Origin of the sequence: Faecalibacterium sp. IP-3-29 (assembly GCF_023347335.1) — a bacterium.
In the GTDB taxonomy this organism is placed as follows: domain Bacteria; phylum Bacillota; class Clostridia; order Oscillospirales; family Ruminococcaceae; genus Faecalibacterium; species Faecalibacterium duncaniae.
The window spans coordinates 1,420,911-1,442,579 of sequence record NZ_CP094471.1 but is presented as its reverse complement, the minus strand read 5'-3'; the positions used below and the strand labels follow the sequence as shown (position 1 = coordinate 1,442,579).

Sequence of the window (21,669 nt, the reverse complement as noted above, 5' to 3'; positions counted from 1 at the left end):
CTCCCTTCGTTGTGTTTGTGTCATCGTCTGCCGCGCAGTTTCTGGTCAATGGCCTGGAACTGGTCGGCCTTGCTGAAGGTGATGAGCTGCACGACCTGATCAGACAGCCGCACCTCCGCGGTGGCTCCGGCTTTTACGGAATAGCCCGCATTCCCATCACAACTGATAAAAACTTCTTCATCTGCCACCTGGCCCACACAGAGGTTGATCTTGCGCTCCTGCGCAAAAACCATGGCCGGGCTGGCAAGGCTGTGGGGGCAGATGGGTGTGACAACGATGCCCTTGGTCTGAGAATCAAGGATCGGCCCGCCTGCCGCCAGAGAATAAGCGGTGGAGCCGGTGGGCGTTGCCACAATGACACCATCGCCCCGGTAATGCTCCACCAGGATATCATCACAATAGATGCTGAAATCCACTGCCTGCTGCAGGCGGCCCTTGGTCATAACCACATCATTCAGGGCATGGCCCTCCCAGCTGTCATCCCCCAGCACACGGACATAAAGCAGCATCCGGTTATCCAGAAAATATTCACCCCGGGCTACGGCGGAGAGCTTGGCTTCCATTTCATCGACCTCACAGGTAGCCAGAAAGCCGCACCGGCCCAGATTGATGCCGAGAATGGGCTTTCTGTATTCCAGTGAGAGGTTGGCTTCATGCAGGATGGTGCCATCTCCTCCGATGGTCAGGATGACATCCGTCCGTTCCAGGCATTCCTTCTGGGTCAGATACTCCACGCCCATGGTCATGCACTCGGCCTGCAGGCCGTCCTGCATCAGCACCTGTGCCCCATGGGTCAGCAGGATCTGCGCCGCACGCTGGGAAATGCCGTAGGCCATAGCCTTGCCGGGGTTTGGGGAAATGTAGACGGTCATCGTCCGCGCCCTCCCTGATTTTATGGATTATGGTTCAGCGGTCCAGCGTAGAATGGCTGGATACCACCACCTGTTCAGCAACCGAATCATCCAGCGCACCGGGTTCATCGCTCTTCTGAACGAACATCAGATATTCAATGTTTCCCTCAGGGCCCTTGACGGGGCTGAAATCCAGTCCGCAGACCTTGAAGCCGTTGGCAGCAGCATAGCCCATGGCATTGTGCAGCACCTCACGGTGGGTGGCAGGGTCACGGACAACGCCGTTTTTGCCCACCTTTTCGCGGCCAGCCTCAAACTGAGGCTTGACCAGGCAGACACCCATAGCGTCCGGAGTGGTGATGGCCTGCGCCACCGGGAAAATATGATGCAGCGAGATAAAAGAGACATCTACACTGAAAAACTCGATTGGCTCTGCCAGCTGGTCAAGGGTCACGTTGCGGATGTTTGTGCGCTCCATATTGACCACTCGCTCATCGGTGCGCAAACTCCATGCCAGCTGACCGTAGCCCACATCCACTGCGTAGACCTTGACTGCCCCATTTTGCAGCATACAGTCGGTAAAGCCGCCGGTGGATGCGCCAATGTCCATGCAGACTTTCCCCTTGGGGGTCAGCGGAAAACACTGCATCGCCTTTTCCAGCTTCAGGCCGCCGCGGCTGACATAACCGATATCATGGCCGCGCACCTCCACCTTGGCATCTTCTTTGATCATCTCACCGGCTTTGTCTACCTTCTGTTCATTGACAAAGACCACGCCGGACATGATCATCGCCTTGGCGCGCTCACGGCTCTGGATCAGGCCATGCTGAACCAGATATTGATCCAAACGAATCTTCAAGATTCTGCTCCTTTCCATGTACGGATGGCCTGTGCCAGATGTTCTGCATCCAGGCCGGTGCTTTGCTTGATCTGCGGAACCGTCGCATGGGGCAGACGCACATCCTCCACACCACGATGGATATAAGCACCCCGCCATCCTGCTTTCCGCAGAGCCATTTCCAGATGCTCACCGATGCCGCCGCAGGCTACGCATTCCTCCGCAAACAAAACAACGTCATATCTTGAAATTTCAGAAATAAGCTCAGGTGTAAAGGGATATATCTTTACAAGCTTATAAACATCACAGGGAACATTTTCTTTGCCCAGAAGCTTCGCCGCAGTCAGCACATCCTCGACTTCGTCGGCGTAACTGACCATTACAGTCTTAGCATCAGGGGCGGTATAGAGCCGGTCATATTCCCTGCCGGAACAGCCAAACTGCGCCAGTGCTGCGCTCTCACCACCGCGGGGATACCGGATTGCCCGGGGACCCTGCATCTCATCACTGAGCAGGATGGGCAGCCAGTGCCGCAGTTCGGCATAGTTGGAGGGCGAATAGACAGGAATTCCCACCTGACTGAGGAAGGCCGGGTCGAAGATTCCCTGATGAGTCTCGCCGTCTGCCGGAACAAAACCGGCCCGGTCGATGGCAAGGACAACATTCTCCTTCAGCAGGTTCACATCATGGATGATCTGGTCATAGGAACGCTGCAGGAAGGTGGAGTAGATGCAGACTACCGGCAGCATTCCCTGGCTGGCAAGGCCCGCTGCAAAGGTCACAGCATGCTGCTCTGCCATGCCCACATCAAAGAAACGCTTGGGGTGGGTGTGTGCAAAGAACTGCAGGCCCGTACCATACTTCATTGCGGCCGTGATGGCACAGATCTTCTGGTTTTCCGCCCCCTCCTTGTTCAGGACATTGCCGAACACCGTCGAGAAAGACTCCTTGGGAGCCACCTCAGGGTCCGGGATGCTGTTGACCAGATCAAAGGTCGAAACACCGTGGAAGTTACCGGGGTTGCTCTCAGCCGGGGCATAGCCTTTGCCTTTCTTGGTCACGACATGCAGGAAATGGGGGCCGGGCTGCCTGTGGATATCGCGCAGGATCCCTTCAAGCTCCGGCTCATTGTTACCATCAAAAGGACCATAATAGTGGAAGCCCATATCCTCAAACATGGTCGAATGATACATTGCCCTGCGCACCATGGCCTTGCTGTTCTGGATCGCAGATTTCAGCGGTGGGCCGATGACAGGCACGCCATCCAGAAAGGAACGCACATTTTCCTTGGCATCGTAATAGCGGCTGGTGGTGCGCAGATGGCTCAGGTAGCGGGACAACGCGCCCACATTCTTGGAAATGGACATCTTGTTGTCGTTCAGGATGACCAGCAGATTGTCCAGCCCGCCGATATTGTTCATGCCCTCGTAGACCATACCGCCGGTAAAGGCACCGTCACCAATGAGGGCAACCACCTGTCCCGGCTCGCCCCGCAGCTTTTTGGCCCAGGCAATGCCCACGGCCAGCGAGAGCGCGGTGTTGCCGTGACCGGCAATAAAAGCATCATGCTCACTTTCGTTTGGGTTCGGGAAACCGGAAATGCCATCCAGCTGCCGCAGCTTGGCAAAGCCCTCGCGGCGGCCGGTCAGCAGCTTGTGGGTATAGCACTGATGGCCCACATCAAACACGATCTCATCCGTGGGGGTGGTCAGCACCCGGTGCAGAGCCACCGTCAGCTCCACAGCACCCAGATTGGATGCCAGATGGCCGCCGGTCTTTGATACGTTATCCAGAAGAAATTCACGGATTTCTGCGCAAAGCTGCACGGTCTGCTGACTGGACAGCTTTTTCAGATCGCTGGGCTGAGAGATTTTCTCCAGCAAAGGCGAATTCATAAATTCACGTCCTTCTCACGTTTTGAAATGGGGCGCTCAGAGGCCCATAGGATAGAGGAAGCCGACCAGTATACCCAGTGCAAAACCGGCCATAACCTGCAGCGGAGTGTGACCAACCATCTCTTTCAGGTGCATATTCTGCAGGAAGGGATTGTTTTTCTCGGTCACTTCGATCCACTGCTCCAGCATCTTGTTCAGCACCTTGGCCTGCTCACCGGTCTCGCGGCGCACACCCATAGCATCGTGCATGGTGATGATGGCAACAACTGCGGCCACCGCAAAGATAGCCGAATGGATACCCTCGCTGCGTGCCGTAGCAATGACCATGGCCGTTACCGTGGCACTGTGGGCACTGGGCATACCGCCATCGCCCCACATCCGCTCCAGCTGGAACCTGCCCAGCAGGACAAAGTTGATGATGGTCTTGAGCACCTGCGCCACAAACCAGGACAACAGGGATACTGTAAGGATCTCATTGAACGTCAGGACGCTATGGATAAATTGCATGGTAGTTCCACCTTCTTATTTTTTCGGATCAGCTGCGGCGCACCAGCAGCTCTTTTGCCAGCTGCTCCAGGAAAGCGGCCTTTTCGCCAAATTCCGCGTGCAGGGAGGCGCAGGTCTCGTTGTTCAGTTTTTTTGCCAGCTCCATGGCACCTTCGGCCCCATACAAGGTCACAAAGGTGGTCTTGCCGTTCTCACTGTCGCTGCCAATGGGTTTGCCCAGCTGTTCGGCGGTGCTGGTCACATCCAGCACATCGTCCACGATCTGGAACACCAGACCAATGCCGAAGGCATAGTCCTCCAGCTCCTTGCACTGGGTCTCATTGGCCTGAGCAGCGGCAGCACCCATCTGAACAGCAGCATTGATGAGCGCACCGGTCTTGTTCCGGTGGATCAGCCGCAGCTGCTCTTCAGTGGCAGCCAGTGCCTCATATTTCAGGTCAAGCTCCTGCCCATAAACCATGCCATGGCTGCCCGCACCAGCGCCCAAGGCCCTTGCGGCCCGCACACTGACAATGGGCGAAGCCGGTGCATTTGCGACCACGTTGAACGCCTCGGTCAACAGTACATCGCCGGCCAGCATCGCAGTGGATTCACCAAAGGCCTTGTGGCAGCTGGGCTTGCCCCGGCGCAGGTCATCGTTGTCCATGCAGGGCAGATCATCATGGATCAAAGAATAGCAGTGCAGCATCTCGACCGCCGCCGCAAACTGCTCGGCTGCTTCAGCGCTGCCGTTGAGCATATCGCACACGGCCAGAACCAGCACTGCGCGGATGCGTTTGCCGCCGCCCAGCAGGCTGTAACGTGCAGCCCGGCAGACCTCAGATTCCTCGGGCAAAAAAGTCTCGCAGGCCTTTTCCAGTGCCTGATTTGCCCGGGCAAGATACTCTTGATACTGCTTCGCGTAATCCATGAAACTTCCTCCTTAATGTGCGGCATCCGGCCGGGGGGCCCGCTGCGCGTCGATCTCATCCAGCTGCAGCGTGGCCTTTTCCAGCGTACTGTTACAATAATCCATCAGGGATGCGGCTTCGGCATAGAGTTTGACCGATTCCGCCAGCGTTGTTTCCGGCTGCTGCATCTGTTCAAGGATGGCTTCCAGCCGGGTCATTCCATCCTCAAAGCTTTTGGGTGCTCTCATCCAGTTCCTCCACTGTATTGACCGTGCAGGTCACGCGGTGTTCCGTGCCCCGGAGTTTACAGGTCTGCCCGGGCCGGAGTGCATCCGGCGTGCAGATCCTTCCCCTATTGTCCTGCACCATGGCATAGCCGCGGGCCAGCACACCGTAGGGGTTCAGGGATGCGGCAAGTGCTGCCGTATGCTTCAGACGCAGCTCTCCGGCCTGCAGCTTACCTCTGGCGGCAGTTTGCAGCCGCCCGGCCAGAGTATCCAGGCGGGCAGCACGCTCCTCCAGCGCTGCCTGTACACCAGCACGGGAAAGCAGCTGTTCGGTCTGTTCCAGCCTATTATAACATAAACTCAGCTTAAATTGGATACAATTGTGAATATTTTCTTCCAAAGTGCATAATTTCCGTCCTTGTTCGGCACGGTCGGGCACAGCAAGCTCTGCCGCCGCTGAGGGTGTGGGCGCGCGCTGATCTGCCACAAAATCCAGGATCGTAAAATCGATCTCGTGGCCAATGGCGCTGATGAGGGGCGTTTTGCAGCGGTAGGCCGCCCGGGCAATGACCTCGGCGTTGAATACCCACAGGTCCTCCCGGCTTCCGCCGCCGCGCGCTACAATGATCTCGTCCACCCGCCCACTTTTGTCCAGCCGGGTAATGGCATCAGCGATCTCCTCTGCCGCTTCAAAGCCCTGCACATTCACAGGAGCCAGCAGCAGACGCACTGCGGGCCAGCGCCGACCGATGACATTGCGAATATCCTGCAGTGCAGCACCGGTCTTGCTGGTGACAAGGCCGATACACTGCGGGAACCTGGGCAGCGGCTTTTTATGCTCCGGTGCAAAAAGCCCTTCTTTGTCCAGTTTCGCCTTCAGCTGTTCAAAGGCCAGCTGTGTCGAACCGATGCCGTCCGGGAACATGTCGTTGACATAGACCTGAAACGCGCCGTCCCGCTCGTAGAGGGTCACACGGCAGCGCACCACCACCTTCATGCCCTCTTCGGGCTGGAAACCCAGCCGCCGCGCATCGGAGCGGAACATCACAGCCCTGACGCTGGCGGCTTCGTCCCGCAGGGAAAAGTAGCAGTGCCCGCTCCGGGCGTTCTGCACAAAGTTGGCGATCTCGCCCCGCAGGGCCAGATCGAACAGAACATCATTCACGTCCAGCAGATTTTTGACGTACCGGTTCAGGGCCGAGACCGAGATCACTTCAGCCATAATCCAGCCCCCTGTGCGGCAAGAATGGACACACCGATGGCGTTGTCGCTGGAATACTGCCCGGGCACGAAATACACCTGCGGCAGGCGCTGCTGCACCCAGGCGCGGATGATATCACTACTCATCACACCGCCCGCACAGACCACCGGCAGGCCGGGGTATTCCTTCTGGGCGGCTCTTGTCATCTTGACCACGGTGTCTGCCACACAGAGCAGGCAGTATTTGCAGACATACTCCGGGGTTTTGCCCTCATTCAGCAGGGCATTGCACTGATTCTCCAGCCCCGAAAGACTGCACTGCATCCCCTTCACGCTGGATCTGGGCTTAATGGGTTCCTCACACAAGGCAGCCAGACGGGAAACTTCCACACCTGCCGGGAAGCCAAACCCCAGCTTGACCCCCACACGATCCACTGCCTGCCCGGCGTATAGGTCGGTGCTGGTGCCCAGTGTAGCGATCTCCTTTACCTCATTGCAGAGCAGAAGATCCGTTGTACCGCCTGAGATGTGGAAGAGCAGCACTTTCTGGCGGAAGAGCTCTTCCCCTTTTGCTGCAAACAGCGCTGCCGCCGCGTGTCCCTGCTGATGGGTGGTATGGATGAGCGGGATGCCCCGGGCCTGCGCAAAGGCTGTGGCCGCGCTGACACCCGCCAGGAAGCAGGGCATGTAGCTTCCCTCCACGGGGCGCGGCTTCTGGGAAACGCCCACTGCCGAGATTTGGGTCAGATCAAACTCCCGGCCAAGCTCCTCCAGCATCTCAGGCAGAGCCGTAGTATGGTGGAAGAGCGCATCACTCTGCCGCAGGCCCAGCTGGCCCTCCTTGACCGGCAGAAAACGTTTCTTTGCGCAAACAACCTCTCCGGCTGTGTGAAAAACCGCCAGAGAGGTTGCATAGTTGCTTGTGTCGATGCCCAGCGTATAGTGGCTCACTGTTCTTCCGACTCCACCGGCTCCGTGTCCAGACCCTGCTCACGGGCAACAGCACCCAGCAGACCATTCACGAACTGATAGTCCTCATCTGCGCCGTATTTCTTGGTCAGCTCCACAGCCTCATTGATGACAACACCGGGCTTACGCTCGTCGCCATACAGCATCTCAGCCAGAGCCAGACGCAGGACAGTCAGGCTGACACGGGGCAGGCGCTCCATAGTCCAGTTGCGCAGATGGTCACGGATGAGGTCGTCCACCTCTGCAGAGTGGCTGTAATAGGCACTCAGCAGGCGCTGGCCGAACACATCCACCGGACGCTCTTCCCCACACTCGTTGTTCGTATCCAGTGCTTCCTGCAGGGGCACATCACCAAAGGTCTGGGAAAAAGCCAGCAGGAACGCATTCTCACGGGCTTCACGACGGGGCAAAATATTTTCCATAATCTTCCTCTTCTACTTTTTATTCCTGTTCCTCAGCTGCAAGGCCGGCAATGACAAGGTTCACACGGCTTACCGTGACATTGGTCATGTTCTGAACAGCAGACTTGACATTCTCCTGTACCTTTTCGGCCACAGCAGGGATCTTTGCACCAAACTTGACCACCAGATTCAGGGTCAGTTCTGCGGTGCCGTCCCGCATCTCCACGGTAACAGGGGGCTGGATGCTGGCAGCAGCCAGCAGCTCCTTGACCTTTTTGTTCTGCTTGCCGCAGGAGACCTCGGACACACCGTCCACTTCCAGTGCAGCACAGCGTGCGATCTTGCCGATGACCTCGGTGGAAATTTGCAGGCTCCCGCCCTTAAGATCCATATTCTGTAAATCCATTCTATGGTCCTCCATCTAAAATAAGCGTGTGCTCATTTATTTTATTTCCATCTGTTCAGGGAAGCTTCCCTGTCATTGAATGCTTACGTCTTATTATAGCAAAGTTTTGGAATTTATACAACACCCACCTGCATTTCTTGCCATCTGTTTCTGTTCAACTTGACGGATTCCACTGCGCAAAGTGCAGGCTGCCATACAGCACACTGCAAAAACGAGCAGGGCACAATCCGGCGGCACCCGCCGCATCAAAAGGACCCGGGCAGGCAGAGTGCTGAACACATCCGCCTCCCCGCCCGGCAGCAACAGATAGAACAGGGCCAGTGAAAGCGGCAGATGGAGTATTCTGGCCCGATAGAGCGGGTGCAGGGTCATTTCCGCCGGGCAGATGGTGCGCACCTGCAGCAACACGGAAAGCCCCTGCACGCTCAGTGCCGCACAGCAGAGCAGGCTCCCCCACCGTCCGGTACGGGAAGCCAGGTCACAGCCAGAGCAGACTTCCAGCAGAATGGCACAGAGTGTGCCCGCACCGGTAGGCAAGAGAGCCCCTGCTCCGGCGGCCAGCAACCGGAAAAAGAGGATAAACCCGCAGAGCTTGCAATACGTTATGGCAGCATCGGCCAGGATCTCATCCAACCGCGGCGGTGCAGGGGATGCTGGCGCTGCAGATTCCTGTTCGACCGAATGCACTCCTGCAAACCGGTTCAGCAGGGCGGCAGTCAGATAGTTTGCAGTAATCTGTGCCGCAAACAGCAGCACACCAAGCTCCGCACTGCCCAGCATGCTCTGCCCTACCGTCAGCACCACAAAGGATGGCCCGGAACAGATACAAGCCGGCAGCAGGGCATCCGCTTCCTCAGCCGTGAGCTGACCGGTCCTGACTGCCTGCGCCGCCGCACTGGCTGCTGGTGCAAAGCCACCCAGGAACCCGATGCAGAGCACCCGTGCCGCACAGGGTCTGCGGATGCCGATGCCCCACGCCGCCAACCGGAACGGCAGGGCCAGCAGGTCGCTTTCCGGGCATTGGATGAGCAGGCGCGATACCACGAGAAACGGGAACAGAGAAAGCAGCAGCGGCCCGCTGCAGAGGGTCAACCCTTCCCGCAGAGCAGCGGCACAAACCTCCGGCACTGCAAACGGCAGAATCCCTGCCGCCAGTGCCAGCAAAAACAAACCCGTCTGATCCCATCTGAAAAGCTGATTCATACACACGCCCTCCGGTTCCATATATATGTGATACGGGGCGCAGTTTTGCCCGGCGGGGAGGGAGCGGGTGTGAAACAGCAGAAAACCGGGCGGCTCTCCCTGCGCGGCTGGTTTGGCCGGATGCTGCGCCAGCCTCCCCGGGGCTTTTATGGGCAGCCCTCTGTCTATCTGAGCGGCGGTGTGATGGAGATCGAGCACTTCCACAGGGTGCGCACCTATGAGGAGGGCAGGCTCTGCCTGGAATTTGCGGGCGGGCTGTTCACCGTGTATGGGGACGGGCTTAGAATCGAAACGCTGGCCGCTCACCGAATTACCCTGCGGGGGCGGTTTTTACGCACAGATTTTTCCAGCAGTTAGGGAGGGATGCAGCATCTTACAGCTTTGGGCCGGGGCAGCATTTTCTGCCCGGAACGGTGATACCGATGGCCTGCTCTCCGAAGCTGCACGGACAGGCCTGCATCTCACTGACATCTTCCCTGCTCCCGGCGGCTTTACGGCCCGGTGCGCGGCATGGCACTACCTCCGGCTGACAAAACTTGCCCGCAAGCGGCAGGTGCATCTGCGCATCCGCAAAAAGACAGGGCTGTTTTTTCTCCTGCGGCCCTACCTCCGGCGGCGGGGGCTGTGGGCCGGGCTTTTGCTGTTTGTGCCGCTTTTGCTTTGGTCCCAGGGCCTTGTCTGGGCTGTGGATGCTTCCGGCCTGACGACCGGCCAGCAGGCGCGGGCAGCTTCCGTTCTGCGGGAAACCGTTTTCCTGATGCCGGGCAGTATCGTCACGCAGGAAAAACTTACCGCCGGGGAATATGCTCTGCTGCAAAGCGGTGAGTTCTCGTGGGTCAGCCTGAATTTTCTGGATGGGCGGCTGGAACTGGAAGCGGCAGAAGCCAAACCGGTGCCGGAGATCGCCGCCGGAACGCTCCATGGCCTGCGGGCAAAGGCTGCAGGTACGGTGGTCAACACAAACCTTGTCAGCGGGACGATGCTGGTGGTTCCCGGGCAGGCAGTGGAAAAAGGCCAGGGACTCATCGGCACTGCCCGGGCTGAACGGGACGGTACGCTGATCTTTCAGCCTGCCGCCGGAAGCGTCCGGGCGCAGTTCGAGTGGGAGTTTGCGGAAGAGCTTCCGCTGATGGCTGCCACATACCAGCTGACTGGAAACACTGTCGTTCAGCGAAGGCTTTTCCTTGCCGGGCGGGTGTTCCCATTGCCTTCCCTTTTCTCCCCTGCGGACGATTCCACGGCGGTCACACGGCATCTTCAGCCGGAGCTTCTGGGGCTGACGCTCCCGCTTTCCGTCGAGGAAAGCACCTATTACGAACAGGCAGAAAATGAAGTTCATTCCTCAGAGGATGAAGCCAGTGCACTGGCCCGTCTGCATGGCTTACAGACCTTGCAAAATGATTACCCGGACGCAGAATTTGTGGCGCAGAAAGTAGATGTCACAACCGAGAACAATATGCTGCATTACCGGGTGGTCTACACCATCATCGCTGACATCTGCACCTGAAAACGGCCCGGAGTTTTTCGCTCCGGGCTGTTTTGCTTATTTAATCTTTTTAATTTTTTCAAGTGCTTCCTTTTGTCGTTGACTTGCCGCCCGAACATACCACCGTTCTGCCCATTTCAAATCCTTCGGCACAACAATTCCATTTTCATAGAACCAGCCAAGATTGAACTGTGCATCACGGTCGCCATGTTGTGCGGCGCGTTCCGTCCAATAAAAAGCTTTTTCTAAATTTTTCTGGACACCGATGCCTTCCAAGTAAAAATATCCTACTTGGCATTCTGCCAGCGGATACCCCTTCTCTGCAAGTTGTAAATGCCCTCGAAAACATTGTTCATACTGACCCGTTTTCCAGTAGCGCTCAATCAGTTCATTGCAGGCATCAAATTCTTTGCAAGGCGTGTAATAACTTTCCATCTCAGGCTTCCGGTTCCTGCGTTTCGGCCTTTTCCTTTTTGTAGGCGGCCTTTTCTACCAACTTATTCAAGTCAAAGTGGTACTTGGTGTGGCAGAAATGACAGACGACCTCGCAGTCAGGGTCCTCATCCCGGAGCTTTTCCAGCTCCTTGCGGCCCAGGCTCAGCAGCATCTCTTCGGTACGCTCTTCACTGCAGTCACACTTGTACTGCACCTCGCGCTCATCCAGTACATTGGGGTTGAAGCCTGCCAGTGCAAGGTTCATCATATCCTCTGGGGTCTTGCCTTCCCGAAGCAGTTCAGTAACGGAAGGCATTGCGGCGATGTTCTGCTCCAGCTGGGTGATCTCGGCATCGGTGGCACCGGGCAGCAGCTGCAGCAGGAAGCCACCCGCGCAGGCAATGGTCAGGTCAGTATTCACCAGCACCCCCAGAGCGCAGACGGTAGGCACCTGCTCACTGTAAGCATAGTAGCTGGTCAGATCCTCGGCGATCTCGCCGGAGACCAGAGGCACCTGGCCCACAGTGGGTTCTTTCTGCAGGCGGTTGTCACGGATGACAGTCAGCACGCCGTTTTTGCCCACAGCACCGCCCACATCCAGATGGCCGTTTGCTTTCAGAGGCAGCTCTACCAGCGGGTGGTCGATACAGCCCTTGACATTGCCGGTGCCATCGGTACAGGCAACAACCGTGCCGGTGGGGCCGCCGCCCGCCACACGCAGCGTAATGGAATCGCCATCGTCCTTGAGCATGGAGCCCATCAGGGACGCACCGGTGAGCAGGCGGCCCAGGGCTGCGCTGCAGGTCGCACTGGTGTGGTGCAGCTGCTCGGCCGTGCGGACAATCTCAGTGGAGTCCACACCGCAGAACACAACACCGCCGTTTTCAGAAATACCGCGGATCAGATTAGACATTTTCTTTTTCCTCCAATTGGGTATACTGCTTGACGGCACAGAAGAAATAGCGTTCGCTCTCTTCGGTCAGGGGGCCGAAGCTCTCACCGTCGCAGACCTTTTCCAGCACAAAGCCGTGCTTTTCCAATGCGGCTTGGATGGTATCCAGGTCATAGGTATATTCATAGAACTGTTCATGGAAGTGTTCACCGGTCTCGCGGTAGTCGATGTCCACCGTGATCTCCACCCGGCGGTCCGCAGGGTGATAGTGGTTGCGCCAGACGCAGGCAGCATCCTCTTCCTCAAAGGTAAATACATTTTCCCCCAGCACCTTCTGGTGCTTGTAAGGGGTATTCATATCAAAGAGGAACACGCCGCCCTCTTCCATGAAAAAAGCCGCGTTGGCAATGGCGGTATCCAGGTCCGGGATGTGGTTGAAGGTATCGAAGGTAGACACCGTACCCCGGATGGTGCCGTAGAGGTCAAGCTTGAGCAGATCCTGCTGCAAAAGCAGCAGCTTGCCGGAAAGGCCCAGCTGTTCCGCCTTATCCCGCACAACACAGAGCATCTCCTCGGACTGATCGATGCCGATCATATCATAGCCCGCCTGGGTCAGCATCAGGGTCAGCTCCCCTGTTCCACAGCCCAGATCGGCCAGAATGCCACCCCGGATATCGTGAGCATTCAGTTCCTGCCGGATCTGCTCATAAAGGGCATCATAGTCGGCTTCGCCGTTGAATTCATCATAGAAATAGGCAAATTCATTGTAGGCCATGGTTTACTCCGCTTCCTCGTCATCGGTGAACTCAGCCGCCACGGCCTCGTTCAACACCGCCTGCAGCTCTGGGATGCCGTAGCCGTTCTCGCCGCTGGTCAGCACCACCTTCTGGCAGCCATAGGGCAGGCAGACCTTTTCAAAATCCTCCCGTGTCTTGGCCAGCTGGCTCTTTTTGAGCTTATCAGCTTTGGTCAATGCCACAACAAAGGGGATCTGATGGTAGTGCAGATACTTCAGCATCTGCAGGTCATCCGCGCTGGGGGCATGGCGGCAGTCAATAAGCTGCACCAGCAGGGTATGATGCCGGGGGGCTTCAAAATAGCTGTTGATGAGGTCATCCCAGCGCTCGCGGTCTGCATTGCTGACCTTGGCATAGCCATAGCCGGGCAGATCCACAAAATAGCAGTTGTCCACCTCATAGAAGTTGATGGTGGCCGTTTTGCCCGGTGTACTGGATACACGGGCAAGGTTCTTGCGGTTGCACAGCTTGTTGATGAGGCTGGACTTGCCCACGTTGGAACGGCCTGAGAAGCTGAGTTCCGGACGGTCACTTTCGGGCAGCTGGCTGGAAATGCCGTAGCTTGCAATAAAATCCGCTTTGTTGTAGTTCATCGTTTGCTCCTTTGATTAGCAGACAGCCCCCGGCTTCGGTTTTTCCGGTGCGGGCGGGATGGCCGCTTCCACCGGCTTTGCTTTTTTGGCGGGGTGCGGATGACGGGCAGAAACGCTCTTGGGCTTAAGCAGAGCGGCATTGAGCACCTGTGCGAGGTCAGACATGGGCAGGAAGGTCAGATTCTTCTTCACCTCGTCATCCACCTCGTACAGGTCCGGAACGTTATCCTTGGGGATGAGCACAGTTTTCATCCCCTCACGGTAGGCAGCCATGCTCTTTTCGCGCAGACCGCCGATGGGCAGCACATTGCCGTGCAGAGTAATCTCGCCGGTCATGGCAACATCACCGCGCACCGGGATGCCGGACAGGCAGGACACCAGAGCCGTGGTCAGAGTAACACCGGCGCTGGGGCCGTCCTTGGGCACGGCACCCTCGGGGGCATGGATGTGCAGATCGCATTTCTTCAGCCGCTCAGGGTCGATGCCGTATTCCTCGGCGTGGACACGGACATAGGTGATGGCCAGCTGGGCACTCTCCTTCATCACGTCGCCCAGCGAACCGGTGACGGTGATCTTGCCGCTGCCATTGTCCATGACCTGCACCTCAATGGGCAGGGTCTCGCCGCCGATGCTGGTCCAGGCCAGACCGTTGGCAATGCCGATGGCGTTGGTCCGGTTGAGGAAATCGGGCTTGACGAAGCGGGGCCCCAGCAGCTCTTCCAGGCTGCTGCCGGTCACAGAAACGTTTTCCGCCTCACCGGACGCGATCTTGCGGGCGCACTTGCGCAGGACACTGGTGATGGTACGCTCCAGGGTGCGGACACCGGCCTCACGGGTGTAGCCGTCAATGATGCCGTAGAGCGCGCTCTGGGAGAAGATGACCTTCCCGGCCAGACCGCAGGCCTTGAGCTGCTTGGGTACCAGATGCTTGCGGGCAATGTTGTATTTCTCCACCCGGGTATAACTGGGCAGCTCAATGACATCCATGCGGTCACGCAGAGGGCCGGGAATGGCGCTCAGATCATTTGCCGTGGTGATAAAAAGCACATGGCTCAGATCAAACGGCATATCGATAAAGTGATCATTAAAGGTGGTGTTCTGCTCGGGATCAAGAGCTTCCAGCAGGGCGGCGGCCGGGTCACCCCGGAAATCGCCTGCCAGCTTGTCGATCTCGTCCAGCAGCATCAGGGGGTTGGAGCTCTTGGCGGAGATCATGGCGTTGATGATCTTGCCGGGCATGGCCCCGATATAGGTGCGGCGGTGGCCGCGGATCTCTGCCTCATCCCGCACACCGCCCAGACTGATGCGCACATACTTGCGGTTCAGGCTCTCGGCAATGGAGCGGGCAATGCTGGTCTTGCCGACACCCGGAGGGCCGACCAGGCAGATGATCTGCCCCTTGACATCCGGGGCCAGCTTGCGGACAGCCAGCACCTCAAGAATGCGGTCCTTGACTTTCTTCAGGCCGTAGTGGTCGCGGTCAAGGATGCGCTGTGCCTTGGCGATATCGAGGTCGTCCTCGGTAAAACTGTTCCAGGGCAGATCCAGGCAGGTGTCCAGATAGGTGCGGATGACCGTTCCCTCCTGATTGCTGCTCTGCATCTTGGCAAGGCGGTCCACTTCCTTGAGCAGTTTCTTCTCCCGCTCCTCGTCCAGATGCAGTTCCTGGATCCTGCGGCGGTACTCCTCGGCCTCTGCCGTGGTATCATCGTCCTCGCCCAGCTCCTGGCTGATCATGTGCATCTGCTCATGCAGGTAGTAATCACGCTGGTTCTTATCCATGGCCTCGTCCACTTTCTGGGCGATTTCCTTGTCGATCTCCAGCATCCGGCGCTCCCGATGCAGGCGTTCCACCAGCAGGCGCAGACGGCCGATGAGGGTGCTTTCCTCCATCACAGCCTGCTTATCCTCAAAGCGGAAGAGCAGATTGGCAGGGATGTACTCGCACAGGAAGGCGGGGTCGTTATTCGAGGTAACAGCAAACACCACATCCTTGCTGATGCGGGGATTCATGGAAAGCACCGCGTCGAAGCTCGTTTTCACGTTGCGGAGCAGGGCCTCCGCCTCGGTCTCTTCCTCTGCCTTGATGGGGCGCACAGGAGCCGGCCGCACCGATGCCAGCAGGAAGCTGCCGTCGGTATCCAGCTCGGTGCGCTTGGCGCGGAACTTGCCCTCCACCAGAATGCGCACCAGATCATCCGAAACACGCATGACCTGCTTGATCTCGGCCACAACGCCGTACTGGTACATCTCCTCTGCCTTGGGGTCCTCAGCCTTCATATCCTTCTGCGCAATGAGGAACACCTCGGATTTATTCCGCACGGCCCATTCCACAGCGGCAATGCTCTTGTCACGACCTACCTCAAAATGCAGCAGGTTGTTGGGGAACACCACCAGCCCACGCAGGGCAATGGCGGGAAGATGGAGGATATTGCGCTCCACCTTAACAGTCACTTTTTCAGACATAAACTCATACCTCCCAGCTGCCCCGCGCCAAAGTGCGCTATCCCGTGGGCAGTTTTTTTGTTGGGTAAAAATTCAGATTTGATTTATTATATCGGATTCCGGCCCCGGTTGCAACCGGACGGCTCATCCTTTGCGGTTTTCCTGGATATTATAACCCAGCCGTCCCAGCGCAGGCAGCATAGCCCGCAGGGTGACACTGGTGAGCATTCCCATCACAAGGCCCAGCACCAGCATAATCGGTGCATAGTAAAGGGACACTGCTGTGGAAAGGATGACACTGGCTCCCAGCAGCTGGCCGATGTTGTGGGCCAGCGCGCCGCAGACCGACAGGATGAACCAGGTAGGCCGCAGCGGGCAGTGATAGTAGAGCAGCCACATCACCAGCAGCGAGAGCAGGCCGCCGCAGAGGGAAAGAAAACCTGCCGTCCAGCCGGAGACCAGAAAGACGAAGAACGCCTTCAGCACATCCAGCACAAGGGCCTGTTTTGGCCCCATGAAGAACAGGGCATACATCACCACAATATTCGCCAGACCCAGCTTCATGCCTGGCAAAAGCCCGGGGATGACCAATGTGCCCTCGATGAAGGAAAGCGCCATCGCCAGAGCAAACAGCAGGCCTGAAAGGGCGATGCTGTGCGTTTTGTTGTAATTGCGGCGGTTATAGGGCATCATTGTTCTCCTTTGCAGCAGATTATTCTTCACCAGCAGCCTGTTCGTACTGCTCCTGCTCTTCCATTGCCTTTTCCCAGGCAGCAAACAGCTCCTCCTGATGGAAGCGCAGATCACTGAGCTCATCGCTCTTTTGGCGGAGCAGATCGGGGTCATTGTAGACCTCCGGGGAGTTGATCTCATTGTCAAGCTCCACTTCCCTTGCCCCGCAGGCTTCCATTTCATCCTCGCAAGCCTTGATCTTGGCCCGCAGCTCCGCGCGGCGGCGGCGCTGCTCTTTGCCGTAACCGGCCTTGGCGGGCTGATCCCCGGCTTTTTCCGGAGCGGCAGCAGGAGCGGCACGGCCCATCAGGGCATCGTAGCTCGGATACAGGGTGGCCTTGCCATCTTCCAGATAGAGGATGGGACAGCCCAGACTGTTCATCAGATGGCGGTCATGAGTGACCATGAGCAGGGTCCCGGTGTATGCCATCAGGGCTTCGGTCAGGTTCTCGCGGGTGTAGATGTCCAGGTGGTTGGTGGGTTCGTCCAGAAACAGCAGATTGGGCCGCTCCAGCACGATCTCAGCAAAGCGCAGGCGGGCCAGCTCGCCGCCCGAAAGTGCCTCGCAGGGCTTGAACACTGTCTCGCCCCGGAAACCCAGCTTTGCCAGATGGCTGCGCACTTCCAGCTCCGTCATCCGGGGATACTTGTTCCAGATGACATCGATCACCCGGCCCTGTCCCAAACGGTTCTGCTGCTGGGCAAAAATGCTGGGCCGGGCTCCCGTACCCAGCCGCACCATGCCGCCAGAGGGGCGGCGCTTACCATCCAGCACCTGCATCAGCGTGGATTTGCCCGCACCGTTGGGGCCTGCGATCACCAGCCGCTGACCCCGGCAGACCGTGTAGGTAAAGGGTTCCAGCAGGGTGCGCTCCCCGATCCTGATGGTCAGGTTCTTCATCAGCACCAGCTCGTTCCACGGCTCCACATCATACTCAAAGCGGAACTTGAGCTGGTTCGTTTCATCCTTTGGTGCTTCCGTGATCTCCAGCTTTTCCAGCTGTTTGCGGCGGCTCTGGGCCATCTTGGTGGTGGAAGCGCGCACAAGATTGCGGTCTACATAATCCTGCAGCTTTTCAGCCAGTGCTACATCTGCATCGTGCTGCTTCTGGCGCAGGGCATCGGCAGCTTCCTTCTGGGGCAGATAGGCTGAGAAGTTGCCCTTATAAGTGGTCATGGTCTGGAAGGAAACCTCCCAGATCCTGGTGCAGATATTGTCCAGGAAATAGCGGTCATGGCTGACGACCAGCACGGCACCGGAATAGCCCTTGAGGTAATTCTCCAGCCATTCCATGGTGGCAAAATCCAAGTGGTTGGTGGGCTCGTCCAGAATCAGGACATCCGGCTTTTCCAACAGCAGCTTTGCCAGACGCAGGCGCGTCAGCTCACCGCCCGAAAGCACAGCGATATTCTTCGTCCAGGTATCCTGCGCAAACCCCATACCGGACAGCACCTTTTTGATGTTGACGTCCATATTGTAGCCGTCAGCGGCATCAATGATGTTCTGCAAGGCATCGTGCTGTTCCAGCAGAGAGGCATCCTCCGGGCTGGCGGCCATTCTGCGCTCCAGGATCTGCATCTGGGCCATGGCATCCAGCACATGGGCAAAGCAGGAACGCATCTCGCCGTAGATATCCAACGTAGGGTCGAGCTTTGCATTCTGTTCCAGATAGCCCAGCGTCACACCATGGGTCACACTGAACTCACCCTCGTAGTCCGTATACTCGCCGGTCAGGATCTTCAGCAGGGTCGTTTTGCCTGCGCCGTTCTGGCCCACGATGCCGATGCGGTCCTCCCGTTCGACACTGGCCGTGACATCATGCAGGACGATCTTCTCGCCAAAGCTCTTGCCCAGCTTTTCCAAATGTATCAGCATTGTTCGTTTTCCAATCTCTCACACAGGCCGCACAGCATTACAGCTGGTGGCGGCGATTCTTCAGGCCCACATTGGCCAGTTCCTCCGGCTCCATCACCAGCGGGTAAAGCTCTTCCAGGCTGCTGATCTCATAGGTAGGAACGACCTTGCCGGGATTCTCGGCGTGGTTGGGGTTATACCAGCAGGTATCCAGCCCGGCGTTCACACCGCCCTGCACATCACTGCTCAGGCTGTCGCCCACCATCAGCACATGCTCACGGTTCTCCACGCCCAGCGCACGGAGCGCGGCATCAAAAATCTTGCGGTTGGGCTTTTCACTGTCCATTTTTTCAGAAACGAACACATCCTCCACAAAATCCAGTATGCCGGATTCCCGCACACGGCGGCTCTGCACCCGGTCAAAGCCATTGGTCACCACAGCCAGTGTTGCCACTTCGGAAAGCTCCCGGAGCACGTCCAGCACGTTGGGAGATGTCAGGTCAGGGTGGGTAGAGAGCTGATCCAGATAGAATTTGTTCATCTCCACACCGTTGCCTGCGGCATTCACTGCCTTCAGAAAGCGGGTGAACCGCTCCCCCATCAGCTTGTCTCGGCGGATCTGACCCTTTTCCAGCTGCCGCCAGAGCTCCTCGTTGATGGTGCGGTAGGTCTGCACCGTCTCGGCATCCGGCTCAATGCCGTACTCCCGCAGGGTGCCAGCCAGCGCCTTGTTTTCCGCTGCATCAAAATCCAGCAGCGTATTATCAGCATCAAACAGAACACAGTAGTATTTTGCCATGGTTCATTACCCCTCTTTCATGCTTGTGTCATTTTCCGGGACGCTTGTCCCCGATCACCGGGGAATTTTTCCCAGATCAAAAGAACAGCGAGAAGCCAGCCCCGCCCCGGCAGAGCTGGCTTCCGGTTATTCCTGAACTATCTCATAGGTTTCATCATCGGTCTGCACCGGGGAATTGTCTGTGCACGGATCTTGTGCGGCGCAGGGTTTGTCAACGTTTCTGGGCATCTGCTCCTCGGTCATGCCGTTGTCCACATTCTCCCAGTCCATCTCATACCAATCCACACTGCCATCGGTCACAGTTCCCTCACCGGGCAGCCCGGGGATCTTGATCTCTTCACAGAACATCCGGCTCCCTCCCTTCTGCCCAGCCTATGCGGGCAGACAGAAAAAGGTTTACCGGCTGGCTTCTGCTTCGGTGGAAGCGGAAGGTTCCTCTGCAGGCTCAATATCATTTTCAACCGAAACGGAGACCGATTCACTGTTGGTCTGCTCCTTGGATTCCGTTTTGCTCTCAGAGGCAGCACTGCTGGAGGACGATGTGCTCTCTGCCTTGCTCTCCGAGCTGCTGTGAGAAGAAGAGGTGCTCTCGCTCTTGGATTCGCTCTTGCTCTCACTTTCCGCCGTGCTGTGGGAAGAACTGCTGCTCGAGCTCTCAGACTTGCTGCTCTCCGAAGAGGACGCGGATGTGCTGCCGGAAGAAGTAGAAGAGCTGCCGGAGCTTGAGCTGGAAGCGGGCTCCGGGCTGACCGTGATGGTCAGCGCATTACTGACCACGGCGCAGTCGTTGTACACGACCACCGCATAGATCTTATAGCTGCCGCTGGTGATGGCCGAAGCGGACACGGTGACCGTTGTCTGGCCTGCGGCCTCCTTCACTTCCTGACCGTTGGCGAACCAATGCAGGTTTTCTCTCTTGGCATATTTACCCTCCAGCGCAGCCTTAAAGACATAGGAGCCGGCGGAAGCCTTGCCTTCCGAGATGTGAACGGAAGCAGCGGCAAACACGGCTGTTACGTCCAGATTCTGCTTGAAGCCGGTATCGGTACGGGTCTTGCTGGTCACGCCGTCGCTCCACTTGACGAACACATGGCCCTCCGCAGGGGTGGCCGTGACAGTCAGCGACTGGGATGCATCTGTGATACCGTATGTCAGGCTGGTCTTGCCGCTCTCGTTCCCACAGCTCAGGGTGCCGCCGCCGCTCTTTTCCACCTGATAACGGGCCTCAAACTTAACGCTGGCAGTCTCAGAGCTGCTGACGCTTTCACTCTCGCTGGAAGAAGCGGGTTCTTCCGAGCTGGGGGCCTGCACCGCCGAGCTGGGGTTGGATACATATTCCAACGTACGGGTGGGGATATTATTGGTGTCCGGGCGGCGATCCTCGGTCTGGTAAGCATGGGTGCGCAGATAGTTCAGCGCAGCCTTGAGACCGGCGCTTTTGAGGTGGATATCACCATCCGTGTAGTAATCCGGCTGGCCGTAGCCATTTTCTCCCTTGAGGACCTCAGCCGTATTCAGAAATCTGACCCCCAGCTGTTCACACATGTTGAGCAGTGCCATATTAAAATCATCGATCTTGGCTTGATCCATATGGGGGTAATTGGAGTGATTCTCCGGGATAGGAGGCACCGTGTTCACGATGATATCGGTGTAGGGGTAAGCCTCCTGAATGGCCTGCACCAGCGCGGTATAGTTACTGATAAAATCAGCCACCTCCATGCCGGTGTCGTTGGTGCCAAAGGTCATCACGACACGGCGGGGCTTCATTTTTGCCACCGCCTGTGCGATGGTGTAGTGGGTGGTGTCATTCTTAAAGGTGACGATTCCTTCGTTCAGGGCCACCTGGGTGCCAATGCCCTCCTTGGCGCAGAACTGCTGCAAGGAGATCAGACCGTTGTTATACAGACGCACGGTGTTGGAGTCTCCCAGAAACAGGGTGCTGTCCAGATATTCCGTGCCCGCATCCGCTGTTTCAGTCAGCAGAGCGCTGGAGGTGTTATCGATCTGATAGTGATTGGCAAGATCTGTGCTTTCACCGTCCCCGGTGGTGTCCGTCGGCACGGAGTCTGCGGGTGTGCCGGGCGTTTCTGGCTTTCCCCGTTTGAGCAGGGTCAGGGTGATGCCTACGGTCAGCAAAGCCGCCAGTGCGCAGACCACACAGACCAGAACGGCCTGCCGCTGCAGCGATGTCATAGACTGTTTGTCCGATTGATTCTTATGATTCATGTTATATTCACCACTTATCCTA

At 57.5% G+C, this 21,669-nt stretch carries 23 protein-coding genes; 2 read left to right on the top strand and 21 right to left on the bottom strand.

What is annotated here, in order from left to right; genetic code table 11:
• Window positions 1-20 precede the first annotated feature (20 nt).
• From MTP40_RS06900 to MTP40_RS06850, 11 genes are all read right to left on the bottom strand, one after another.
• On the bottom strand, window positions 21-872 hold the full coding sequence (locus MTP40_RS06900) for an NAD(+)/NADH kinase (RefSeq protein WP_097771968.1): 852 nt from the start codon (window positions 870-872) through the stop codon (window positions 21-23).
• 34 nt (window positions 873-906) lie between these two features.
• Window positions 907-1,710 (bottom strand): TlyA family RNA methyltransferase, encoded by an 804-nt coding sequence (locus tag MTP40_RS06895; RefSeq protein ID WP_035394439.1) that lies wholly within the window; start codon window positions 1,708-1,710, stop codon window positions 907-909.
• Window positions 1,707-3,584: a 1-deoxy-D-xylulose-5-phosphate synthase gene (gene dxs, locus MTP40_RS06890; RefSeq protein ID WP_249260064.1), complete on the bottom strand. Its 1,878-nt coding sequence runs from the start codon at window positions 3,582-3,584 to the stop codon at window positions 1,707-1,709. Before dxs ends, MTP40_RS06895 begins: the two co-directional genes overlap by 4 nt.
• A gap of 36 nt (window positions 3,585-3,620) precedes the next feature.
• Complete coding sequence (locus tag MTP40_RS06885) at window positions 3,621-4,091, bottom strand: divergent PAP2 family protein (protein ID WP_005934165.1); 471 nt, start codon at window positions 4,089-4,091, stop codon at window positions 3,621-3,623.
• A 28-nt stretch (window positions 4,092-4,119) separates the two neighbouring features.
• On the bottom strand, window positions 4,120-5,001 hold the full coding sequence (locus MTP40_RS06880) for a polyprenyl synthetase family protein (protein WP_097771112.1): 882 nt from the start codon (window positions 4,999-5,001) through the stop codon (window positions 4,120-4,122).
• 12 nt (window positions 5,002-5,013) lie between these two features.
• On the bottom strand, window positions 5,014-5,229 hold the full coding sequence (gene xseB, locus MTP40_RS06875; protein WP_249260063.1) for an exodeoxyribonuclease VII small subunit: 216 nt from the start codon (window positions 5,227-5,229) through the stop codon (window positions 5,014-5,016).
• Window positions 5,207-6,430 (bottom strand): exodeoxyribonuclease VII large subunit, encoded by a 1,224-nt coding sequence (gene xseA / locus MTP40_RS06870; protein ID WP_117476198.1) that lies wholly within the window; start codon window positions 6,428-6,430, stop codon window positions 5,207-5,209. Before xseA ends, xseB begins: the two co-directional genes overlap by 23 nt.
• Window positions 6,418-7,359: a glycoprotease gene (locus MTP40_RS06865; RefSeq protein WP_249260062.1), complete on the bottom strand. Its 942-nt coding sequence runs from the start codon at window positions 7,357-7,359 to the stop codon at window positions 6,418-6,420. Before MTP40_RS06865 ends, xseA begins: the two co-directional genes overlap by 13 nt.
• The gene (gene nusB, locus MTP40_RS06860) at window positions 7,356-7,799 is read right to left on the bottom strand and encodes a transcription antitermination factor NusB (protein WP_005933702.1); all 444 of its coding nucleotides are present in this window, start codon (window positions 7,797-7,799) and stop codon (window positions 7,356-7,358) included. The genes MTP40_RS06865 and nusB overlap by 4 nt, the downstream gene beginning before the upstream one ends.
• A gap of 19 nt (window positions 7,800-7,818) precedes the next feature.
• Window positions 7,819-8,199 carry an Asp23/Gls24 family envelope stress response protein gene (locus MTP40_RS06855; RefSeq protein WP_005933700.1) on the bottom strand — a complete coding sequence of 127 codons (381 nt, stop codon included), beginning with the start codon at window positions 8,197-8,199 and terminating at the stop codon, window positions 7,819-7,821.
• 78 nt (window positions 8,200-8,277) lie between these two features.
• Window positions 8,278-9,387 carry a hypothetical protein gene (locus MTP40_RS06850; RefSeq protein ID WP_249260061.1) on the bottom strand — a complete coding sequence of 370 codons (1,110 nt, stop codon included), beginning with the start codon at window positions 9,385-9,387 and terminating at the stop codon, window positions 8,278-8,280.
• Window positions 9,388-9,456: 69 nt separating this feature from the next.
• Between MTP40_RS06850 and MTP40_RS06845 the strand changes: the two genes are divergently transcribed.
• Both MTP40_RS06845 and MTP40_RS06840 read left to right on the top strand, forming a co-directional pair.
• Window positions 9,457-9,744 carry a YabP/YqfC family sporulation protein gene (locus MTP40_RS06845; protein WP_249260060.1) on the top strand — a complete coding sequence of 96 codons (288 nt, stop codon included), beginning with the start codon at window positions 9,457-9,459 and terminating at the stop codon, window positions 9,742-9,744.
• Entirely contained in the window at window positions 9,656-10,894 is a 1,239-nt protein-coding gene (locus MTP40_RS06840; protein WP_249260059.1) for a sporulation protein YqfD, read from the top strand. The genes MTP40_RS06845 and MTP40_RS06840 overlap by 89 nt, the downstream gene beginning before the upstream one ends.
• 36 nt (window positions 10,895-10,930) lie before the next feature.
• Here MTP40_RS06840 and MTP40_RS06835 read toward each other — a convergent pair whose 3' ends face one another.
• The 10 genes from MTP40_RS06835 to MTP40_RS06790 all read right to left on the bottom strand — a co-directional run bounded on the left by MTP40_RS06835 (window position 10,931) and on the right by MTP40_RS06790 (window position 21,614).
• Window positions 10,931-11,308: a tetratricopeptide repeat protein gene (locus tag MTP40_RS06835; protein ID WP_005932878.1), complete on the bottom strand. Its 378-nt coding sequence runs from the start codon at window positions 11,306-11,308 to the stop codon at window positions 10,931-10,933.
• A gap of 1 nt (window position 11,309) precedes the next feature.
• Window positions 11,310-12,221 carry an Hsp33 family molecular chaperone HslO gene (hslO, locus tag MTP40_RS06830; RefSeq protein ID WP_097771971.1) on the bottom strand — a complete coding sequence of 304 codons (912 nt, stop codon included), beginning with the start codon at window positions 12,219-12,221 and terminating at the stop codon, window positions 11,310-11,312.
• On the bottom strand, window positions 12,214-12,975 hold the full coding sequence (locus tag MTP40_RS06825; protein WP_249260058.1) for a class I SAM-dependent DNA methyltransferase: 762 nt from the start codon (window positions 12,973-12,975) through the stop codon (window positions 12,214-12,216). The genes hslO and MTP40_RS06825 overlap by 8 nt, the downstream gene beginning before the upstream one ends.
• Before the next feature lie 3 nt (window positions 12,976-12,978).
• Window positions 12,979-13,590, bottom strand: coding sequence for a ribosome biogenesis GTP-binding protein YihA/YsxC (gene yihA, locus MTP40_RS06820; protein ID WP_156061179.1), 612 nt, complete (start codon window positions 13,588-13,590; stop codon window positions 12,979-12,981).
• A 15-nt stretch (window positions 13,591-13,605) separates the two neighbouring features.
• Window positions 13,606-16,056: an endopeptidase La gene (lon, locus tag MTP40_RS06815; protein WP_249260057.1), complete on the bottom strand. Its 2,451-nt coding sequence runs from the start codon at window positions 16,054-16,056 to the stop codon at window positions 13,606-13,608.
• A 123-nt stretch (window positions 16,057-16,179) separates the two neighbouring features.
• Window positions 16,180-16,728, bottom strand: coding sequence for a Gx transporter family protein (locus MTP40_RS06810; protein ID WP_243139761.1), 549 nt, complete (start codon window positions 16,726-16,728; stop codon window positions 16,180-16,182).
• A gap of 19 nt (window positions 16,729-16,747) precedes the next feature.
• The gene (locus MTP40_RS06805) at window positions 16,748-18,643 is read right to left on the bottom strand and encodes an ABC-F family ATP-binding cassette domain-containing protein (protein ID WP_156065724.1); all 1,896 of its coding nucleotides are present in this window, start codon (window positions 18,641-18,643) and stop codon (window positions 16,748-16,750) included.
• Between the two features lie 37 nt (window positions 18,644-18,680).
• Window positions 18,681-19,421, bottom strand: a complete 741-nt coding sequence (locus MTP40_RS06800) for a YjjG family noncanonical pyrimidine nucleotidase (RefSeq protein ID WP_249260056.1) — start codon at window positions 19,419-19,421, stop codon at window positions 18,681-18,683.
• Between the two features lie 126 nt (window positions 19,422-19,547).
• Window positions 19,548-19,769 carry a hypothetical protein gene (locus MTP40_RS06795; RefSeq protein ID WP_249260055.1) on the bottom strand — a complete coding sequence of 74 codons (222 nt, stop codon included), beginning with the start codon at window positions 19,767-19,769 and terminating at the stop codon, window positions 19,548-19,550.
• A 48-nt stretch (window positions 19,770-19,817) separates the two neighbouring features.
• On the bottom strand, window positions 19,818-21,614 hold the full coding sequence (locus MTP40_RS06790) for an SGNH/GDSL hydrolase family protein (RefSeq protein ID WP_249260054.1): 1,797 nt from the start codon (window positions 21,612-21,614) through the stop codon (window positions 19,818-19,820).
• Window positions 21,615-21,669 lie beyond the last annotated feature (55 nt).

Coding starts and splice junctions, on each gene's coding strand:
- MTP40_RS06900 (WP_097771968.1), bottom strand. CDS start 872: ATGACCGTCTACATTTCCCCAAACCCCGGCAAGGCTATGGCCTACGGC.
- dxs (WP_249260064.1), bottom strand. CDS start 3,584: ATGAATTCGCCTTTGCTGGAGAAAATCTCTCAGCCCAGCGATCTGAAA.
- MTP40_RS06885 (WP_005934165.1), bottom strand. CDS start 4,091: ATGCAATTTATCCATAGCGTCCTGACGTTCAATGAGATCCTTACAGTA.
- MTP40_RS06880 (WP_097771112.1), bottom strand. CDS start 5,001: ATGGATTACGCGAAGCAGTATCAAGAGTATCTTGCCCGGGCAAATCAG.
- xseB (WP_249260063.1), bottom strand. CDS start 5,229: ATGAGAGCACCCAAAAGCTTTGAGGATGGAATGACCCGGCTGGAAGCC.
- xseA (WP_117476198.1), bottom strand. CDS start 6,430: ATGGCTGAAGTGATCTCGGTCTCGGCCCTGAACCGGTACGTCAAAAAT.
- nusB (WP_005933702.1), bottom strand. CDS start 7,799: ATGGAAAATATTTTGCCCCGTCGTGAAGCCCGTGAGAATGCGTTCCTG.
- MTP40_RS06855 (WP_005933700.1), bottom strand. CDS start 8,199: ATGGAGGACCATAGAATGGATTTACAGAATATGGATCTTAAGGGCGGG.
- MTP40_RS06850 (WP_249260061.1), bottom strand. CDS start 9,387: ATGAATCAGCTTTTCAGATGGGATCAGACGGGTTTGTTTTTGCTGGCA.
- MTP40_RS06840 (WP_249260059.1), top strand. CDS start 9,656: ATGGGGACGGGCTTAGAATCGAAACGCTGGCCGCTCACCGAATTACCC.
- MTP40_RS06835 (WP_005932878.1), bottom strand. CDS start 11,308: ATGGAAAGTTATTACACGCCTTGCAAAGAATTTGATGCCTGCAATGAA.
- hslO (WP_097771971.1), bottom strand. CDS start 12,221: ATGTCTAATCTGATCCGCGGTATTTCTGAAAACGGCGGTGTTGTGTTC.
- MTP40_RS06825 (WP_249260058.1), bottom strand. CDS start 12,975: ATGGCCTACAATGAATTTGCCTATTTCTATGATGAATTCAACGGCGAA.
- yihA (WP_156061179.1), bottom strand. CDS start 13,590: ATGAACTACAACAAAGCGGATTTTATTGCAAGCTACGGCATTTCCAGC.
- lon (WP_249260057.1), bottom strand. CDS start 16,056: ATGTCTGAAAAAGTGACTGTTAAGGTGGAGCGCAATATCCTCCATCTT.
- MTP40_RS06810 (WP_243139761.1), bottom strand. CDS start 16,728: ATGATGCCCTATAACCGCCGCAATTACAACAAAACGCACAGCATCGCC.
- MTP40_RS06805 (WP_156065724.1), bottom strand. CDS start 18,643: ATGCTGATACATTTGGAAAAGCTGGGCAAGAGCTTTGGCGAGAAGATC.
- MTP40_RS06800 (WP_249260056.1), bottom strand. CDS start 19,421: ATGGCAAAATACTACTGTGTTCTGTTTGATGCTGATAATACGCTGCTG.
- MTP40_RS06795 (WP_249260055.1), bottom strand. CDS start 19,769: ATGTTCTGTGAAGAGATCAAGATCCCCGGGCTGCCCGGTGAGGGAACT.
- MTP40_RS06790 (WP_249260054.1), bottom strand. CDS start 21,614: ATGACATCGCTGCAGCGGCAGGCCGTTCTGGTCTGTGTGGTCTGCGCA.